This is a genomic window from Arachidicoccus sp. BS20, assembly GCF_001659705.1.
Taxonomy (GTDB): Bacteria; Bacteroidota; Bacteroidia; order Chitinophagales; family Chitinophagaceae; genus Arachidicoccus.
In genome coordinates this window covers 589,666-605,773 of the sequence record NZ_CP015971.1, presented here as the reverse complement: position 1 = coordinate 605,773, position 16,108 = coordinate 589,666, and the positions used below count along the sequence as shown (strand labels likewise).

Genomic DNA, 16,108 nt, shown 5'->3' with positions numbered 1-16,108 from the left:
TTTTATGCAATTATTAGAAGATAAAATTATTTTTTTAACAGGCGGCTCAATGGGCATTGGTTTTGAGTGCGCAAAAAAATATGCAGCAGCCGGAGCCAAAGTAATCATCGTTTCCAATGATAAAATTTCGCTTGATAATGCAATTGAAGTATTGGGCAGAGAACACCTCGCAATATTGTGCGATATATCGAATGAAGATGAAGTGAAACATGCAATAACACAGGCTTTGAGCGTATTCGGAAAATTGGATGTTATTCACAACAATGCAGGAATTGCGCATCCTTCAAAGCCTTTGCACGAAACAAGTAATGATGAATGGCAACGATTGTTCGATGTGAATCTGAAAGGAATATTTTATACAACGAAATACGGATTAGATGCTTTGAAAAAATCGAAAGGCTGCATCTTGAATACAAGCAGTTTAGTTGGCGAAATCGGTCAGGAAAATCACGCGGTGTACTCTGCCACAAAAGGTGCGGTAAATGCGCTTACGAAGTCAATGGCGTTGGATTATGCGCAATATAAAATTCGCGTGAATGCTGTTGCACCCGCAGGTGTGTGGACGCCGATGTTGCGCAGTTGGGCAAAAGAACAAAGCAACGCAAGCGAGATAGAAAAATACTTGGACAAAATTCATCCGTTGGGTTATTGTCCCGAAGGCGATGTTATTGCGGATGCTTGTGTTTTCCTGCTTTCGGACAAAGCAAGATTTATTACGGGAACTGTTTTGCCTGTGAGTGGCGGCGCAGAATTGGGTTACAGGTTTACTCATTAAAATTATAAAGCCAAGATTATTTTATGAAGATGAAAAAGAATTTATTATTGTTTTCAATGTTGGGTTTTACCCAAATTGGTTTTGCTCAAACCAAGCCTTTGCAACTTTGGTACACGCAACCTGCAAAACAGTGGGAAGCCACGCTGCCATTAGGCAACGGACGTTTAGGTATGACACCCGATGGCGGCGTTGAAAAAGAAAATATTGTGCTGAACGATATTACGCTTTGGTCAGGTTCGGAACAAGATGCGAATAATTATGATGCACATAATTACTTGCCGAAAATCCGTGAATTATTGTTTGAAGGTAAAAATGAAGAAGCGCAAAAACTGGTTAATGAACATTTCATTTGTCTCGGTCCGGGTTCGGGCGGCAGGCAATGGGGATGTTTTCAAATGCTGGGAAATCTCGATTTGAAATTTTCCTATAACGGAACGAACGAAGGAAAAGTTGAGTATAAAAACTATCTGCGAAGATTGTCTTTGGATAGCGCCATTGCAACAAGTATTTACGAAGTAAACGGCGTACATTACAAGAAAGAATATTTTACAGCCTTCGGCTCTGATGTAGATATCATCAGAATTACAGCCGACAAGCCGCATCAAATTAACTGCTCAATCGGAATCAGCCGCCCCGAAAGAGCAACAGTTTCTGCAAGTGATAATGTGTTGCAAATGCAGGGTCAGTTGGACAACGGAACAGATGGTAAGGGCATGAAATACCTGGCTAAAGTAAAAGCGGTTACAAATGGTGGTTCGCAACACATTGAAGGCAATAATCTGGTTGTAAAGAATGCAAGCGAACTCATTATTTATATCTCTGAAAAAACAGATTATAAAAATCCTTCGTACCGGAAAGATGTAGATGATTTGTTGGCAAATGCAGTCCGTCAGTCTTATAAAAAAGAAAAGCAACAACATATTATTGCGTTCCAAAAATTATATAAAAGGGTGTATGTAAACCTTGGCAATAGTAAAGACGATTTGCCTACGAATGAGCGTTTACAGGCATTTCAGAAAAATCCGCAAGCAGATAACGGCTTGGCTGTTTTGTTTTATCAGTTCGGAAGATACTTGTCTATCAGCAGCACAAGGGTCGGCTTGCTGCCGCCGAATTTGCAAGGCTTATGGGCAAACCAAATTCATACACCCTGGAACGGCGATTATCATTTGGACGTGAATGTGCAAATGAACCATTGGGGAACGGATGTTTCTAATCTGTCGGAACTCGATTTACCTTTGACAGAACTGGTTAAAGAAATGGTTCCCAACGGCGAAAAAACCGCGAAAGCATATTATAATGCAGAAGGCTGGGTGGCGCACGTGATTACAAACCCGTGGCATTTTACCGAGCCGGGCGAAAGCGCTTCGTGGGGCGTTACCAAATGTGGTTCGGGCTGGCTCTGCGACAATCTTTGGCAGCATTATGCTTTTACGAATGATACAGCATACTTAAGAGAAATTTATCCTATACTTAAAGGTTCCGCTTTGTTTTATAAAAGCATGCTGGTGCGTGACCCAAAAACTAAATGGTTAGTTACTTCGCCATCCTCTTCGCCTGAAAACAGCTTTGTAATGCCAGACGGAAACAATGTGAGTATTTGCATGGGACCGACGATTGACAATCAAATTATCCGTGAGTTGTATGAGAATGTAATTACGGCTACGAAAGTGTTCAACATTGATAAAGATTTGAGGGATACGCTTGAGTATCAACTCACGCAAATTCCGCCTGCGGGGAGAATTTCGCCTGACGGCAGAATTATGGAATGGTTGGAAAATTACAAAGAATCGGAAGTGCATCATCGCCATGTATCGCATTTATACGGCGTGTATCCTGCAAATGAAATTACGCCCGACAGCACGCCCGACTTAGCGGAAGCTGCAAAGAAGAGTTTGGATGTTCGCGGCGATGACGGACCGAGTTGGTCTATTGCTTACAAAATGCTGATGTGGTCAAGGTTGTACGATGGTAATCGTGCGTATAAATTGTTTATCAACCTGATGCGTCCGGTTGTATCGACAGGGATTAATTACGGCGCCGGCGGCGGTATTTATCCGAATTTATTTTCCGCAGGTCCACCGTTTCAGATAGATGCCAATTTTGGCGGATGCGCAGGCATTGCGGAAATGCTGTTGCAAAGCCATGCGGGCTATATTAATTTGTTGCCAGCCGTTCCCGATGAATGGAGAGCGCAGGGCGAAGTGAAAGGCTTGAAAGCGCGTGGTAATTATGTCGTGGATTTTAGATGGAAAGACGGGCAAATCATCTCTTATCATATTTATTCAAAAAAGCCAAGTTCAGTAAAAGTAAAAGTGAATGGCGTTCTGAAAACTGTGAAATCGTCCGTGATGTAAGTTATAAATTTTCGCCTCGGTATGTTTCTTCACGTACAGAAATTCTTGTGCGTGAAGAAACGCACCACAGCATCGATTTTTTTAATAAAACTGTAATCAAATTATGAAACAAAAAATCACAGGTACCAAGCTGTTCCTGTTGTTGATATTTTTAGTTATGAAAAATCCTATTGTAAGCGCGCAGATTTTGGACACATCGTTCTTGAGAATAAAAAATGTATTAACGCCTCCGATGGGCTGGATGACGTGGAATGGGTTTGGGGAAAATATCAACGAAGGCATTATCAAAGAAATGGCGGACGCATTGGTTTCATCGGGCATGGCGGATGCAGGTTACAATTATATTTTTATCGATGACGGCTGGCAGGGTGGCCGCGATAATAAAAACAATATCATTCCCGATGTGAAAAAATTTCCTTCAGGCATTAAAGCATTGGCAGATTATGTTCACGCGAAAGGTTTGAAACTTGGTATTTATTCCGATGCTGCGCCGTTGACTTGCGCAGGTTACACTGGTAGTCTGAATTTTGAGAAGCAGGATGCGGCGACCTTTGCATCGTGGGGAATCGACTATCTTAAATACGATTATTGCAACGCACCGTCGGATATGGCAACTGCAAAAGAAAGATATAAAGCAATTGCCGATGCTTTATCAGAATCCGGTCGGAATATCGTACTTGGCATTTGTGAATGGGGCGGAAGACAACCTTGGTTGTGGGCTGCACAAGCAGGCGGAACAATTTGGAGAATATCGGGCGATATCCGCGATAAATGGAAAGATAAAGGTCAGGGAGGAATGGGCATCATGGATATTGTGGATATTAACGGCGGACTTGATGAATACGCTGGGCGCGGACGTTGGAACGATCCTGATATGTTAGTGGTCGGTTTGAACGGCGTTAAAGGTCCCGCTGCCGATTTGGGCGGCACGGGTTGTAGCGATACAGAATATCAAAGCCAGATGAGTTTGTGGTGTATTTTGTCTTCGCCATTGATTGCAAGTAATGACTTGCGAAAGATGGATGCGCGCGCAAAAGAAATTTTGACAAACAAAGAAGCTATTGCTATTAATCAGGATGCACTGGGAAAACAGGGAAAGCGTCTGGTTAATAATGATGATTGGGCAATATTTGTAAAGCCATTATCTAACGGAGATATTGCAGTTGCGATATTGAATAAGAGCGATAAGCAACAGAAAATGAATGTGCTGTTTGGCGATTTAAGTCTTTCTGGCAATTACGAAATACGGGATTTATGGGAGCACCGTGTAATCGGAAAGGGAAATAAATGGAAAGGCGAAGTTGCATCGCATGAAACAAAATTGTTCAGACTAAAAGTCATTAAATAAGAATGGAAAATATCTCCGTGAATCTCCGCGTAATCTTTGTGTAATAGCTATTCACAGGGATTCGAAGAGTTTATACAGAGAATCACAGAGTTGCTTCATAAACAGTATAAAATATAATCATGATACATCGTATAAAATCTTTTTTATTAGTTAGTGCATTAAGCGGAATAACAATTCTTCATGCACAATCTGACAATTTAACGAAATATGTCAATCCGTTTATCGGAACGGGAGCGGTTAACGGTTCGAGTTTATCGGGCAATAATTTTCCGGGAGCGACCATGCCTTTCGGTATGGTACAGTTAAGCCCCGACACAAAGGAAGCGCCGGATTGGTCTGCGGCTTCGGGCTACGACCATAACGATAAATTTATTTACGGATTCAGTCATACACATTTAAGCGGAACGGGTGTGTCAGAATTGTTTGATATTTCTGTAATGCCTTTTTCAACGGAAAGAAATTTTCCTATTCGCTCTTCATTTTCACATGAAAAGGAATCTGCAAAGCCCGGATATTATCAGGTAAAATTGTTGGATGATAATATCGATGCAGAGCTTACGGCTACTGAACATGCAGGTTTTCATAAATATACTTTTGATGCCGGTAAAGATGAACATATATTGATTGACTTAAATCATTCTATTCAAAAAGGAAGCTGGGATTGTAAAATCATCGGTGCGCAAATAAGAATGTTAGATAATCACACCATCGAAGGTTACAGGCTGATTACAGGTTGGGCGCCTTTGCGAAAAATTTATTTTTATGCAGAATTTTCCAAACCGATTATTTCCAATAAAATGATGAGCGGAAATACGGTATATAACAATCAATCTATCGTCAACGGAACAGATGTGAAAGCTGTGTTTGATTTTGATAAAAAAAATCCTGAAGTACTTGTAAAAATTGGTATTTCTCCCGTAAGCATAGAGAATGCCAAACAAAATTTACAGGCAGAAATTCCTGCCTGGGACTTCGAGAAAACCGTGTCGCATGCAAATCTGCTTTGGGAAAATGAATTAGATAAAATAAAGATTGACGGAACGGATTTGCAGAAGAGGATTTTCTATACGGCAATGTATCACGCATTCACGCAGCCGAATAAATTGTCCGATGTCAACGGCGATTATATGTCCGCTGATTTTACGACAACAAATTCGCCGCGGGGTTATTATTCCACCTTCTCTTTGTGGGATATGTACCGCGCGGCAGGTCCATTGTACACGCTGTTGCAGCCACAAAAAACTGCTGCATTTGTGAACAGTATGATTGCGCATTATAAAGCGTTTGGCTTCTTGCCGATTTGGGAATTGTGGGGACAGGAAAATTATTGCATGATAGGCAATCATGCGATTCCCATTGTGGTAAATGCCGTGTTGAATAATATCAAAGGCATTGATGTAAATGAAGCGTATGAAGCCGTGAAGAATTCATCTTTAATCAGTCATACAAATTCGCCGTTTGATGTTTGGGAAAAGTATCATTACATGCCCGAAAATCTGCAATCGCAATCCGTATCGCTTACGTTGGAAATGAGCTATGACGATTGGTGTGTAGCACAGTTGGCAAAGCATCTTGGTAAGACAGATGATTATAATCGTTTCATTGCACGCTCAGAATTTTATAAGAATTTGTATGATGCAAAAACAGGTTTCTTCCGTGCGAAAGATGATAAAGGCAATTGGTTGGAACCCTTTAATCCGTTGCATTACGGCGCAAACGGCGGCAATCCTTATACCGAAGGAAATGCGTGGCAATATCTTTGGTATGTGCCGCAAAATGTTCCTTCGCTGATTGCATTGATGGGCGGAAAAGATATGTTTGTAAAAAGATTAGATTCACTTTTTACTTTAACGGATAGTACAGTTCAAAGAAACGGCAATGCGTCGGGATTAATCGGTCAGTACGCACACGGAAATGAACCGAGCCATCATATTTCTTACTTGTATGATTATGCAGGCGCACCGTGGAAAACACAATATTATGTTACAAAGATTATGAACGAAATGTATAACGATTCGTTCTCGGGATATGCAGGCAATGAAGACTGCGGGCAAATGGCTTCATGGTATGTATTCAGCGCAATGGGCTTTTATCCTGTAAATCCTGCAAGCGGCGTATTCGCTATCGGTTCGCCCATTTTACAAAAAGCAACCATGAATTTGCCGAATGGAAAAACATTTACGGTAACTGCTAAAAATGTTTCGGATAAAAATATTTACATACAGTCTGCAAAGTTGAATGGTGTAAATTATACACATACTTATATCACGAAAGACGATATTGAAAACGGCGGCACATTAGAACTTGTGATGGGCGCTCAACCGAATAAAAAGTGGGGAATAAAAGATAGTGATGTACCCTTGAATACGGTGTTTAATAATTAATTGATGTTTTATGAAAATGAAAAATGGGTTTATAAAAACAGTATTATTGATAATATTGATTACACGTGGCTTTGTTTCATCAGCGCAAGAGAATCGCAAAGAATTATTATCATCCAAAACTGCGAAGAATAAAATTCCTTATTCGGTTATGTCGTTAAGCGCACAATATATCGGCACAGCAATAAGCGATTCAAATTGGTACAATTGGTGTATATCTCCGCTTCAAACCAAAGACGGTAAGATTCATATTTTCGGAAGCCGCTGGCCAAAGAAAGACGGCATGGAAGGCTGGACGGGACCGAAGGCGGAAATCGCACATTTTGTAAGCGACAAGCCTGAAGGTCCTTTTAAATATGTCGGTACGATTATGAAAACGGCTATGTTGCCCGATACGACTGTAATGGCTGGTCCGCACAATCCGAGATTGGAATATGTTGACGGCAAATATATTTTGTTGTATATCTGCCAGAACCCGACTATCGGAAGCAAAGGGCAACGTATCGGGATGATGATTGCAGACAATATAAACGGACCTTGGAGATTTGCAGGCAACAACAAAGGCATTATGGTTGAGCCGTCAAAAGACCCGTCGCATTGGACATACAACGCGGCTATCGGCGCGGATAATCCTGCGTTTTTAAAAATTGGCAAGAAATATTATATCTATTATAAGTGCGGCACACCTGAGCAAATGAAAGCAAAATACGGCTATGCCGTTTCGGATAAATTGGAAGGTCCTTATGTTTTGTGCGATGAGCCTATCACGGATAATGTGTCATATCTGGAAGATGCGCAGGCATTTGCATACAAGAAAAATTATTACTTATTAACCGCAGATAATTTAGGCGGAAATACAGGTATTTACGGAGATTTAATTTTATGGAAATCCGCGACAGGATTGAGTTTTAAGCTCGCTGATGCACAAATAGCGATGGGAAATATTTTTGATTATTGGGGAACGCCTCAACAGAAAGATGCTTTATTGAATAACAAAAGGACTTTTGTGCGTGATGTTACAGGCAAGTTTGAACGGCCTGCCGTTTTGTTCATCAAAGGCAAGCCGGCTTATTTTTATGCAGTAGCTGATGTAAACATTCACGGATTATCTGTTTCGGAATCGTATATATTTAAAATTAATTGGAAGTAGCTTAATTCAGAAATAAAATAATATACCATGAATAAGAAAGTAAGTTTAGTGTTATTCGCTTGTATCGCAGGAACAGCAAGCATTTCGGCACAAATAACCATGCCGAAAATTTTTAGTGATAATATGATTTTGCAAAGAGATAAGCCTTTGAAGATTTGGGGCTGGGCAAGTAGAGGAGAAAATGTACAAGTATCTTTTCACGGGCAAACCGGAAAAGCTGTTGCGGATAATCAAGGCAAGTGGTCTGTAACTTTAAAGCCGATGCATTACGATAATAATGTATCAGAAATGAAAATTTCTTGTACGGAAAATACCATTGAATATAAAAATATTTTGCTTGGCGATGTTTGGATTTGCGGAGGACAATCGAATATGGAATTCCCAATTTCGGGTTGGACAAAAGTGAACAATGCGGAACAGGAAATAGCAAATGCCAATCATCCGACAATACGATTGTTCACGGTAGAAAAAAGCATGAATTATTTGCCCGCAGTCGATTTAAAAGGCGGAACTTGGTTGGAATGCAATCCGCAAAACATTCCGCCGTTTTCGGCGGTTGCTTATTTCTTTGGAAGGAAGCTGAATGAAGATTTAAAGATTCCGATTGGCTTGATTAATTCCAACTGGGGCGGCACACAAATTCAGGAATGGATTGGCTGGGATTCGCTGAGCAAATTGCCCGAATACAAAAATATAAATCCGAATGATTCAGACGGAATTGCGGGCGCACAGGCGAAAGCAAAAACACAATATGAAAATGCTATGAAGAATGATGTCGGCGATGTGCAGCAATGGTTTAATCCGCAAACAAATATTGATGGTTGGCAAAATGACATTGCTCCGAAAGACTGGTCTCAAACGCTTTGGCACGATGCAACAGGAACGGTTTGGTACAGAAAAGAGATAGTACTTACAGCTTCACAAGCTGCGCAAAGTGCAACATTAAACCTTGGTGTGATTGATGATAAAGATGTTACTTATGTAAACGGAAAAAAGATTGGCGAGACAGATAATTGGTACACGTCAAGAAGCTATGCTTTAGCCAAAGGATTATTAAAAGAAGGCAAAAATGTTATTGTTGTAAAACTGACCAATGCCGGCGGTGGCGGCGGTTTTGAGAGCAATGCGAATCTGTTGTCGTTAAAATTTTCAGGCAATGATTCAATTCCTTTAGCAATCGGTTGGTCGGCAAAGCCATCCGCGTTAAGTACGCAATTCGGCTTACAGGAACAAGGTCCTAATTCATTTCCTGCACAACTCTACAATGCCATGATTGCTCCCTTTGATGAACTTCCTATTAAAGGCGTTATTTGGTATCAGGGTGAACAAAACACTAATACTTTTGAAGCGGCAGAAGAATATCGGAAATTGTTTCCTATGTTAATTCGTGATTGGCGTGCCAAACGTAATTATGAATTTCCTTTCTTATGGGTTCAATTGACACGCTTTAATCCCGGCAGTTCAGACACGTTGCATAGCAATTGGGCATTGGTTCGCGAAGGGCAGCACAAAGCATTGGCATTGCCGAAAACAGGAGAAGCGGTTATTATTGATTTAGGAGCTTCACACAATGTACATCCGACCGACAAGCAAGATGTGGGTTATCGCCTGGCTTTGGCAGGATTGAAAGTCGCTTACGGAAAGAATATTATTTATTCAGGTCCCGTTTTTCAGTCTATGAAAAAAGAAGGAAATAAGTTGGTGTTGTCTTTCTCAAATATTGGAACGGGATTATTAGCGAAAGGCAGTGCTGACGGCACTTTGAAAGGATTTGTAATTGCAGGAAACGATAAAAAATTTGCTCCGGCAAATGCTATTATAAAAGGCAATACTGTTATTGTTTTCAGCGACGAAATAAAAAATCCTGTTGCTGTCCGTTACGGCTGGGCAGATGACCCGCAGGGAATTAATTTGTATAATAAAGAAAGTTTACCGGCTTCGCCATTCAGGACGGATAATTGGAACGACTAAAATAATGTGTTTAATGAGGGTTATATGAGAACAGATTTGCTATCCGTGAATCTGTTCTTTTTTTCCGTAAGACTGAATCAGCTTCCCTTCAAACTCAAGCCATTCTTTCCAGCGTTTTTCAACATCCACATCTTCTGCATACTGACGAGCGAAGCCAAGAAAAGTTGTATAATGAGTTGCTTCGGAAACCATTAAATCATGATAAAATTTTGCAAGCACTGTATCTTTAATATTTAAAGATAAAACTCTGAAACGCTCGCAGCTTCTGGCTTCTATCATGGCGGCAAATAATAATCTGTCGATAAACGATGTATTTCTGCTGCCGTCTTTTTTACAGAATTTCATCAGTTCGTTTACATAGTCATCACGCCGTTCACGACCGAGTGTGTAGCCTCTTTCTTTGATAATATCAATAACCATTTGGAAGTGTTGCATTTCCTCAATCGCAATGGCTGTAAGCTCGTGCACCAGCTCCTGTTTTTCCGAATTATTGGTAATGAGCGAAATTGCGTTGGATGCAGCTTTTTGTTCGCACCATGCATGGTCCGTGAGTATTTCTTCGAGATTGGTTTCTGCAATGTTTGCCCAGCGCGGGTCGGTAGATAATTTTAGACCTAACATGATGAAATTTTTCGTAGCGAAAGTAAAAATAATCCGGCTATTGCAAGTCAAGATATGTGTGGTTATATTTGTCCGTAAATATTGGCTATGCAAAAAATATCTTCACTCTTTGTTTTCATGCTCTTATCGGCAACAACATTTTCCCAAACCATCAACACCAAAAAGCTTGACAGCTTGTTTGATATTCTTGACAAAAATCATCTTGCCATGGGGAGCGTGGCGATTGCGAAAGACGGAAAGATTGTTTACCAACGGCAAATCGGTTATGCGTATATCGACGGCAACAAAAAGATTCCTGCGAATGTTGATACAAAATACCGCATTGGTTCGATAACGAAAATGTTTACGGCAGTTATAATTTTTCAGTTGATTGAAGAAAAGAAATTATCGCTGGATACAAAGCTTGCAAAGTTTTATCCTCAAATTCCGAATGCAGATAAGATTACGATTGAAATGCTGCTGAGGCACAGAAGCGGGTTGATTGATTACATCAATGATTCTGTGGATGTAAAAAAAGCTTGGATAACTGAGCCTCATTCGGACAATGAAATTTTGAAAAAGATAATAAACGGCAAACCGCATTTTTCGCCGGATTCAACAATGAGTTATTGTAATTCAGGATATTTTCTTTTGGCAAAAATTGCGGAAGCTATTGATAAAAATAAGTTTGAAAATATTTTACGAAGCAGAATTTTTTCAAGATTAGCATTAAAAAACATCAATTCAGATAGTATAAATAGTATGGACGACAATGATGCGTTTCCGTATTCTCATCCATCTGACAGTTGGCAATCAAAACAAGATTTTTATTTCGATGATGCAAAAGGTTGCGGTAATCTTTTATCCACGCCAACCGATTTAATTAAGTTCATTCAGGCATTATTTGATTACAAACTTGTAAAAAAATCGAGCCTTGATTCTATGATGCGTTTTCCTGATTCTATCAAAGGGTTTGCTGCGTTTTTTGGTACAGGAATAATGCGTGTGCCGTTTTATGAGAAAATGGGTTATGGACACAACGGCGGAACTTATGGGCAATATTCGACTTTATATGATTTTACAAAAGATAGTTTAATCATTGCTCAATCATTCAACGATATGGAAATTTCTTTGAATGATATTTTAGTAAGCGAATTGAATATTTGCTATGACAATCCCGAAGATTTTTCAAAATATAACACAAAGGATTATCCGATAACATCTGCGGAACTTGATAAATATATTGGCACATATACTTCCAAAGATTTAGGAAAATTCGTCATTACCAAGAAAGATAATCAATTGTATGCGCAGCTTGGTACGCGGGCTGCATATCCGTACAAAGCAATAGGAAAGGATAAATTTGAACTGAGGTTTATATCTGCTGTTCTGATATTCGACCTTGATAAAAAAGAATTGACTTTACAACAAAACGGCAAAACATTTTTATTTACCAAAGACCAATAACTTTGTGACAATAAAAATAAATACAATTTGCAAATTAACTTATAAGTGAATAACTTTGTACTTGAAAAATGGGACGATGAAGGTTGCAAGTGTGCTTTTTACACAGTACGTTGGCAAGATGCAGAAGAAAACGAAACGGATAAATTCTTTGATAAATATTATGCGATAAGCGAGTATAAGCAAAGTGTACAAGAGTTATTAAGTTTTGTTTTAGACAGTATCGGCGATGATTACGGAGCAATTGATGTATTGTTTAATCGATTTGAAAATGAAGTTGCCGGTTTGCCGAACAAAGGACGTGTAACTGTTGGCGAAGTCTCATTTATTTATCCGAATTTTCCGTTGCGACTTTATGCTTTAAGAATTAATAACAGAACAGATTTGGTTGTATTGTTTAACGGCGGCGTAAAATCGGCACAAATCAACAGAGCAAAGACTTAAATTTAAAATGGATAGAGGCTTGCCAATTTGCAAAACGAATTGATGAGGCTATTAGAGAAAAAGAAATAATTATTGATGCAAAAAACAGATTGATTTTATCAGCATATGACGATGATGAAATCTTACTTTAAAATAAATTTTATGAGAAGCAAAATCGCAAAAAAAATACAAGATGAAACGCCCGAAGAAGTGCGCATTTTTGTAAGACAATACACCGATATTGTTGTAAGAATAAACAACATTCTTGCAGCCAAAGGATTTACGCAAAAAGACTTAGCCGACAAGATGAAGAAAAGTCCGTCAGAAATAAATAAATGGCTGAAAGGCAACCACAACCTTACACTTAAAACCATTGCTAAGTTGGAAGCGGAATTAGGTGAATCAATTATAGAAACATCATTGCCGCCAATCGCGATATAATTCATAAATCATACATCACTATGCAGTTGCACATTTCAAAAGACATCAACGAACTCAGTAAAAATTTTGCAGATTGGTTAGTACAACACGCCGATGAAACTTTGCAAAAACAAGACATTTTTACCATTGCGCTTTCCGGCGGCAGCACACCAAAGCTGCTACACAAGCTGCTTGCGAGCGACGAGTATAAAAATAAAATCGATTGGAGCAAGTGGCATTTTTTCATGGGCGATGAACGCTTTGTTCCATACAGCGACGACAGAAGCAATGCAAAAATGTGTTATGAAACCTTGCTCAATCATGTGCCGGTAAAAGAAGAACAGATTCATTTTTTCCGGACCGAAAATATTACGCCCGAAGAAAGCGTGGAAAATTATGCGCAGGTTTTACATCAATTCTTCGACGGAAAGCCGACAGGCTTGGATGTAATTATTCTCGGTATGGGCGATGACGGACATACCTTATCTTTGTTTCCGCGCCAGACGGAAGTTATTCACGAAGCAACAAAGTGGACTACAAGTTTTTGGCTCGAAGCCCAGGGTATGTATCGCGTTACAATGACGCATCCCGTGGCAAATCATGCAGCGCAGGTTTGTTTTCTTGCCGCAGGGGAAGGCAAACAAGAAGCTTTGAAAGAAGTGCTGGAAGGCGTGTACAATCCCGATTTATATCCTTCGCAAATCATCAAACCTAATCCGGGAGAGCTGCATTGGTTTGTGGACGAAGCGGCGGCGAAATTATTGTCTCACTAAATAAATATAAATATTATGAAGCGTTTTTTTCTCAGTATGATTATGTTAACGACTATTTGTGCGGCACATGCTCAAAAACCTGAAGACACAGAAGTTTACCTGCCGGTTCCGCCAATAGTTACACCCGGGACAAATTACGGAGATGCACCTTCGGATGCTGTTGTTTTATTTGACGGAAAGAATCTCGACCAATGGGTATCTGCCGACCATACCAATCAACCTGCGGACTGGATTGTGCAAGACGGAATTTTAACCGTGAATAAAAAAGCCGGTAATATTCAGACAAAGCAATCCTTTAAAAATTATCAGTTGCATATTGAATGGAAAGAGCCGACAGATATTGAAGGAGAAGGTCAGGCTCGCGGCAATAGCGGCGTTTTTCTGGCTTCCACAGGCCCGGGCGATGATGGTTATGAACTGCAGGTTTTGGACTCCTACAATAATAAAACTTATACCAATGGACAAGCCGGTTCAATTTACAAGCAGAGCGTTCCTCTGGCAAATCCTGCAAAGAAGCCCGGCGAGTGGCAAGCGTACGATGTGGTTTGGACGGCTCCGGCATTTGATGAAAACGGTAAGCTGCTGACACCCGCTTATGTTACCGTTTTTTTCAACGGAGTATTGGTACAAAATCATTTTGAACTGAAAGGACAGACGCTGTATATCGGCAAACCGTTTTATAAAGCGCATGGCGCCTTGCCTATAAAATTACAGGCGCATGGCGATAAAAGCAAGCCCATCAGTTTCAGAAATATCTGGGTACGGGAATTGAAATAAAAATTAAATTGATAAAAATTAAAAGCTGCTTAGATTTTAAGCAGCTTTTTTGTAGGATTATTCTCTGATAATTAAGAAAGAAAATAAGCAGTTGGCTTTAGTTACGGACTACGCATGTTTTAGCGGCTGTGCTCCGGGTCAAGTCTCCGTATTTTTTACCTAAAACCAAGTTGCTTGTTGTTAAGGCTCTGCAAAGCTAATTAACTGTTGGGAAAAATGGTTGCCATACTTGTCCGAACTTATAATTCAGGACAAATTGAAAGTGTTCAAAGTTTTGTATCTTTTAACTGCCGGAGATATTCGGCAGGAGTGACGCCTACTTCTTTTTTAAAGGCGCTGTAAAACGTACTTCTGGACGAAAAGCCTGCGTCGTAAGCCAGCACTTCCACGGTATAACGCCGCAGATATTCCGGATTTGCCAGGTACTGTTTGATACTGTTGATACGAATAGCGTTGACATAATTGAGAAAAGTGCGTTGACTGCAACTGTTGATAACGGAAGATAATCTGTGAGACGCAATACCCAACTCTACAGACAATGATTTAAGACTGATTTTTTTATTCGTATAAAGTTTCCGTTCCAAGATGTCGTTGTTTATTTGTTTGAATAATTGTTCCGCCTCCTGCTTCCGAAGCTCCTGTGTTTTAAACTGTTTCTTCAACCGCGACAATGTAACAGGCTTTATATTTAACAGGGATGCTACACTTTCTTCGGGCAGGCGTTCAATATATCCCGGTTTGGTTTGTGTAAAGTATTCATATCTTTCCCGTGCATTACCCAACCGTACGATATACGAACGCTCCTGTGCATCCCGGTAATATTGTTCTATTACTACACGAAAAATATAGTTAAAGTCGAAATGGTTTTTAAAAAGCTGCTGCAATACATCGTTGTGCAATGCCAGCAATGTCGATTGCTCCACAGCTACTATACTTTCTCTGGATGGCACTACGCCATGCAAACCGGATATGGAACTTAAAAAAGTATTTTCTATTGAGATGTATGTGATAATTTTTCTTTTATGATGTATTGATGACCCCATCATAGCACCGGATTTTATAAAATAAATATAATTGCATATTTCGCCTTGGTCTATCAGCGTTTCTCCTTTTTGCAATTGCAGTGTCAAAGTATTTTTATAAAACTTATCTTTCAGTTCTTTGCTCAACGGATAAATTGAGCCAAGTAAATTCAATACATCATCTATATCTTTTTTGTCTGCTTTTTGATACACTTTAATTGCCATAGACGTCGTTAAGTTTTGGATGAAACCAGCTTGTTTTTAATTATTTACAAGGATGACACAAAATGCATTTGCGAAAAATGCACAAAGCAGTTGCTTATTAGTTAATGATATAAAACTGTCGACAGCTGAATTATGCATCAACAATTCCGGTGCAAGTTACAAATAAATTGCAGAGATACTTAATAGTCTGTTCTGTATAGTTTTGGAGATATAAAAAAGCGGCTCATCCAATATTTTTTTGATGATGCCGCTTTAGTTGCGAGGGGCGGGATCGAACCACCGACCTTCGGGTTATGAGCCCGACGAGCTACCGCTGCTCTACCTCGCGATATTAAGTTGATGTAAAAATTATCGCGTTTCTAATGAGAAATTATATATCCGTTTCTCAAATGGAGTGCAAAGATAATAATATTATGTTTTGT

13 protein-coding genes and 1 tRNA gene are annotated in these 16,108 nt (G+C 39.7%); 11 read left to right on the top strand and 3 right to left on the bottom strand.

Annotation, left to right across the window (positions count from 1 at the left end; all coding sequences use genetic code 11):
* Positions 1-4: 4 nt before the first annotated feature.
* The 6 genes from A9P82_RS02810 (at position 5) to A9P82_RS02785 (ending at position 9,982) form a co-directional block, all read left to right on the top strand.
* Positions 5-775, top strand: a complete 771-nt coding sequence (locus A9P82_RS02810) for an SDR family NAD(P)-dependent oxidoreductase (RefSeq protein WP_066209514.1) — start codon at positions 5-7, stop codon at positions 773-775.
* Positions 776-804: 29 nt separating this feature from the next.
* Entirely contained in the window at positions 805-3,132 is a 2,328-nt protein-coding gene (locus tag A9P82_RS02805; protein WP_156522587.1) for a glycoside hydrolase family 95 protein, read from the top strand.
* A 103-nt stretch (positions 3,133-3,235) separates the two neighbouring features.
* Positions 3,236-4,480 (top strand): glycoside hydrolase family 27 protein, encoded by a 1,245-nt coding sequence (locus A9P82_RS02800; RefSeq protein ID WP_082915190.1) that lies wholly within the window; start codon positions 3,236-3,238, stop codon positions 4,478-4,480.
* Positions 4,481-4,599: 119 nt separating this feature from the next.
* A complete protein-coding gene (locus A9P82_RS02795; protein WP_066203999.1) occupies positions 4,600-6,864 on the top strand; it encodes a GH92 family glycosyl hydrolase in 2,265 nt (754 codons plus the stop codon).
* 10 nt (positions 6,865-6,874) lie between these two features.
* A complete protein-coding gene (locus A9P82_RS02790; protein WP_156522586.1) occupies positions 6,875-8,011 on the top strand; it encodes a glycoside hydrolase family protein in 1,137 nt (378 codons plus the stop codon).
* A gap of 27 nt (positions 8,012-8,038) precedes the next feature.
* Positions 8,039-9,982 (top strand): sialate O-acetylesterase, encoded by a 1,944-nt coding sequence (locus tag A9P82_RS02785; protein WP_066203995.1) that lies wholly within the window; start codon positions 8,039-8,041, stop codon positions 9,980-9,982.
* A gap of 39 nt (positions 9,983-10,021) precedes the next feature.
* On the opposite strand, the gene miaE is transcribed toward A9P82_RS02785, so the two are convergent.
* The gene (gene miaE, locus A9P82_RS02780; protein ID WP_066203993.1) at positions 10,022-10,603 is read right to left on the bottom strand and encodes a tRNA-(ms[2]io[6]A)-hydroxylase; all 582 of its coding nucleotides are present in this window, start codon (positions 10,601-10,603) and stop codon (positions 10,022-10,024) included.
* Positions 10,604-10,690: 87 nt separating this feature from the next.
* Between miaE and A9P82_RS02775 the strand changes: the two genes are divergently transcribed.
* The 5 genes from A9P82_RS02775 to A9P82_RS02755 all read left to right on the top strand — a co-directional run bounded on the left by A9P82_RS02775 (position 10,691) and on the right by A9P82_RS02755 (position 14,439).
* Positions 10,691-12,049, top strand: coding sequence for a serine hydrolase (locus A9P82_RS02775; protein ID WP_066203991.1), 1,359 nt, complete (start codon positions 10,691-10,693; stop codon positions 12,047-12,049).
* A gap of 45 nt (positions 12,050-12,094) precedes the next feature.
* On the top strand, positions 12,095-12,490 hold the full coding sequence (locus A9P82_RS02770; protein WP_066203990.1) for a hypothetical protein: 396 nt from the start codon (positions 12,095-12,097) through the stop codon (positions 12,488-12,490).
* A 141-nt stretch (positions 12,491-12,631) separates the two neighbouring features.
* A complete protein-coding gene (locus A9P82_RS02765; RefSeq protein WP_066209510.1) occupies positions 12,632-12,910 on the top strand; it encodes a helix-turn-helix domain-containing protein in 279 nt (92 codons plus the stop codon).
* A gap of 20 nt (positions 12,911-12,930) precedes the next feature.
* The gene (gene pgl, locus A9P82_RS02760; RefSeq protein ID WP_066203988.1) at positions 12,931-13,662 is read left to right on the top strand and encodes a 6-phosphogluconolactonase; all 732 of its coding nucleotides are present in this window, start codon (positions 12,931-12,933) and stop codon (positions 13,660-13,662) included.
* Positions 13,663-13,677: 15 nt separating this feature from the next.
* Positions 13,678-14,439: a 3-keto-disaccharide hydrolase gene (locus A9P82_RS02755; protein WP_066203985.1), complete on the top strand. Its 762-nt coding sequence runs from the start codon at positions 13,678-13,680 to the stop codon at positions 14,437-14,439.
* 266 nt (positions 14,440-14,705) lie between these two features.
* Here the strand turns inward: A9P82_RS02755 and A9P82_RS02750 are convergent, their stop codons facing one another.
* Positions 14,706-15,686 carry a helix-turn-helix domain-containing protein gene (locus A9P82_RS02750; protein WP_066203981.1) on the bottom strand — a complete coding sequence of 327 codons (981 nt, stop codon included), beginning with the start codon at positions 15,684-15,686 and terminating at the stop codon, positions 14,706-14,708.
* Between the two features lie 256 nt (positions 15,687-15,942).
* A tRNA-Met gene (locus A9P82_RS02745) sits at positions 15,943-16,014 on the bottom strand.
* Positions 16,015-16,108: the final 94 nt, after the last annotated feature.

What these genes read in the sequence shown, in the direction of transcription:
- A9P82_RS02810 (WP_066209514.1), top strand. Translation starts at nt 5, where the DNA reads ATGCAATTATTAGAAGATAAAATTATTTTTTTAACAGGCGGCTCAATG.
- A9P82_RS02805 (WP_156522587.1), top strand. Translation starts at nt 805, where the DNA reads ATGAAAAAGAATTTATTATTGTTTTCAATGTTGGGTTTTACCCAAATT.
- A9P82_RS02800 (WP_082915190.1), top strand. Translation starts at nt 3,236, where the DNA reads ATGAAACAAAAAATCACAGGTACCAAGCTGTTCCTGTTGTTGATATTT.
- A9P82_RS02795 (WP_066203999.1), top strand. Translation starts at nt 4,600, where the DNA reads ATGATACATCGTATAAAATCTTTTTTATTAGTTAGTGCATTAAGCGGA.
- A9P82_RS02790 (WP_156522586.1), top strand. Translation starts at nt 6,875, where the DNA reads ATGAAAATGAAAAATGGGTTTATAAAAACAGTATTATTGATAATATTG.
- A9P82_RS02785 (WP_066203995.1), top strand. Translation starts at nt 8,039, where the DNA reads ATGAATAAGAAAGTAAGTTTAGTGTTATTCGCTTGTATCGCAGGAACA.
- miaE (WP_066203993.1), bottom strand. Translation starts at nt 10,603, where the DNA reads ATGTTAGGTCTAAAATTATCTACCGACCCGCGCTGGGCAAACATTGCA.
- A9P82_RS02775 (WP_066203991.1), top strand. Translation starts at nt 10,691, where the DNA reads ATGCAAAAAATATCTTCACTCTTTGTTTTCATGCTCTTATCGGCAACA.
- A9P82_RS02765 (WP_066209510.1), top strand. Translation starts at nt 12,632, where the DNA reads ATGAGAAGCAAAATCGCAAAAAAAATACAAGATGAAACGCCCGAAGAA.
- pgl (WP_066203988.1), top strand. Translation starts at nt 12,931, where the DNA reads ATGCAGTTGCACATTTCAAAAGACATCAACGAACTCAGTAAAAATTTT.
- A9P82_RS02755 (WP_066203985.1), top strand. Translation starts at nt 13,678, where the DNA reads ATGAAGCGTTTTTTTCTCAGTATGATTATGTTAACGACTATTTGTGCG.
- A9P82_RS02750 (WP_066203981.1), bottom strand. Translation starts at nt 15,686, where the DNA reads ATGGCAATTAAAGTGTATCAAAAAGCAGACAAAAAAGATATAGATGAT.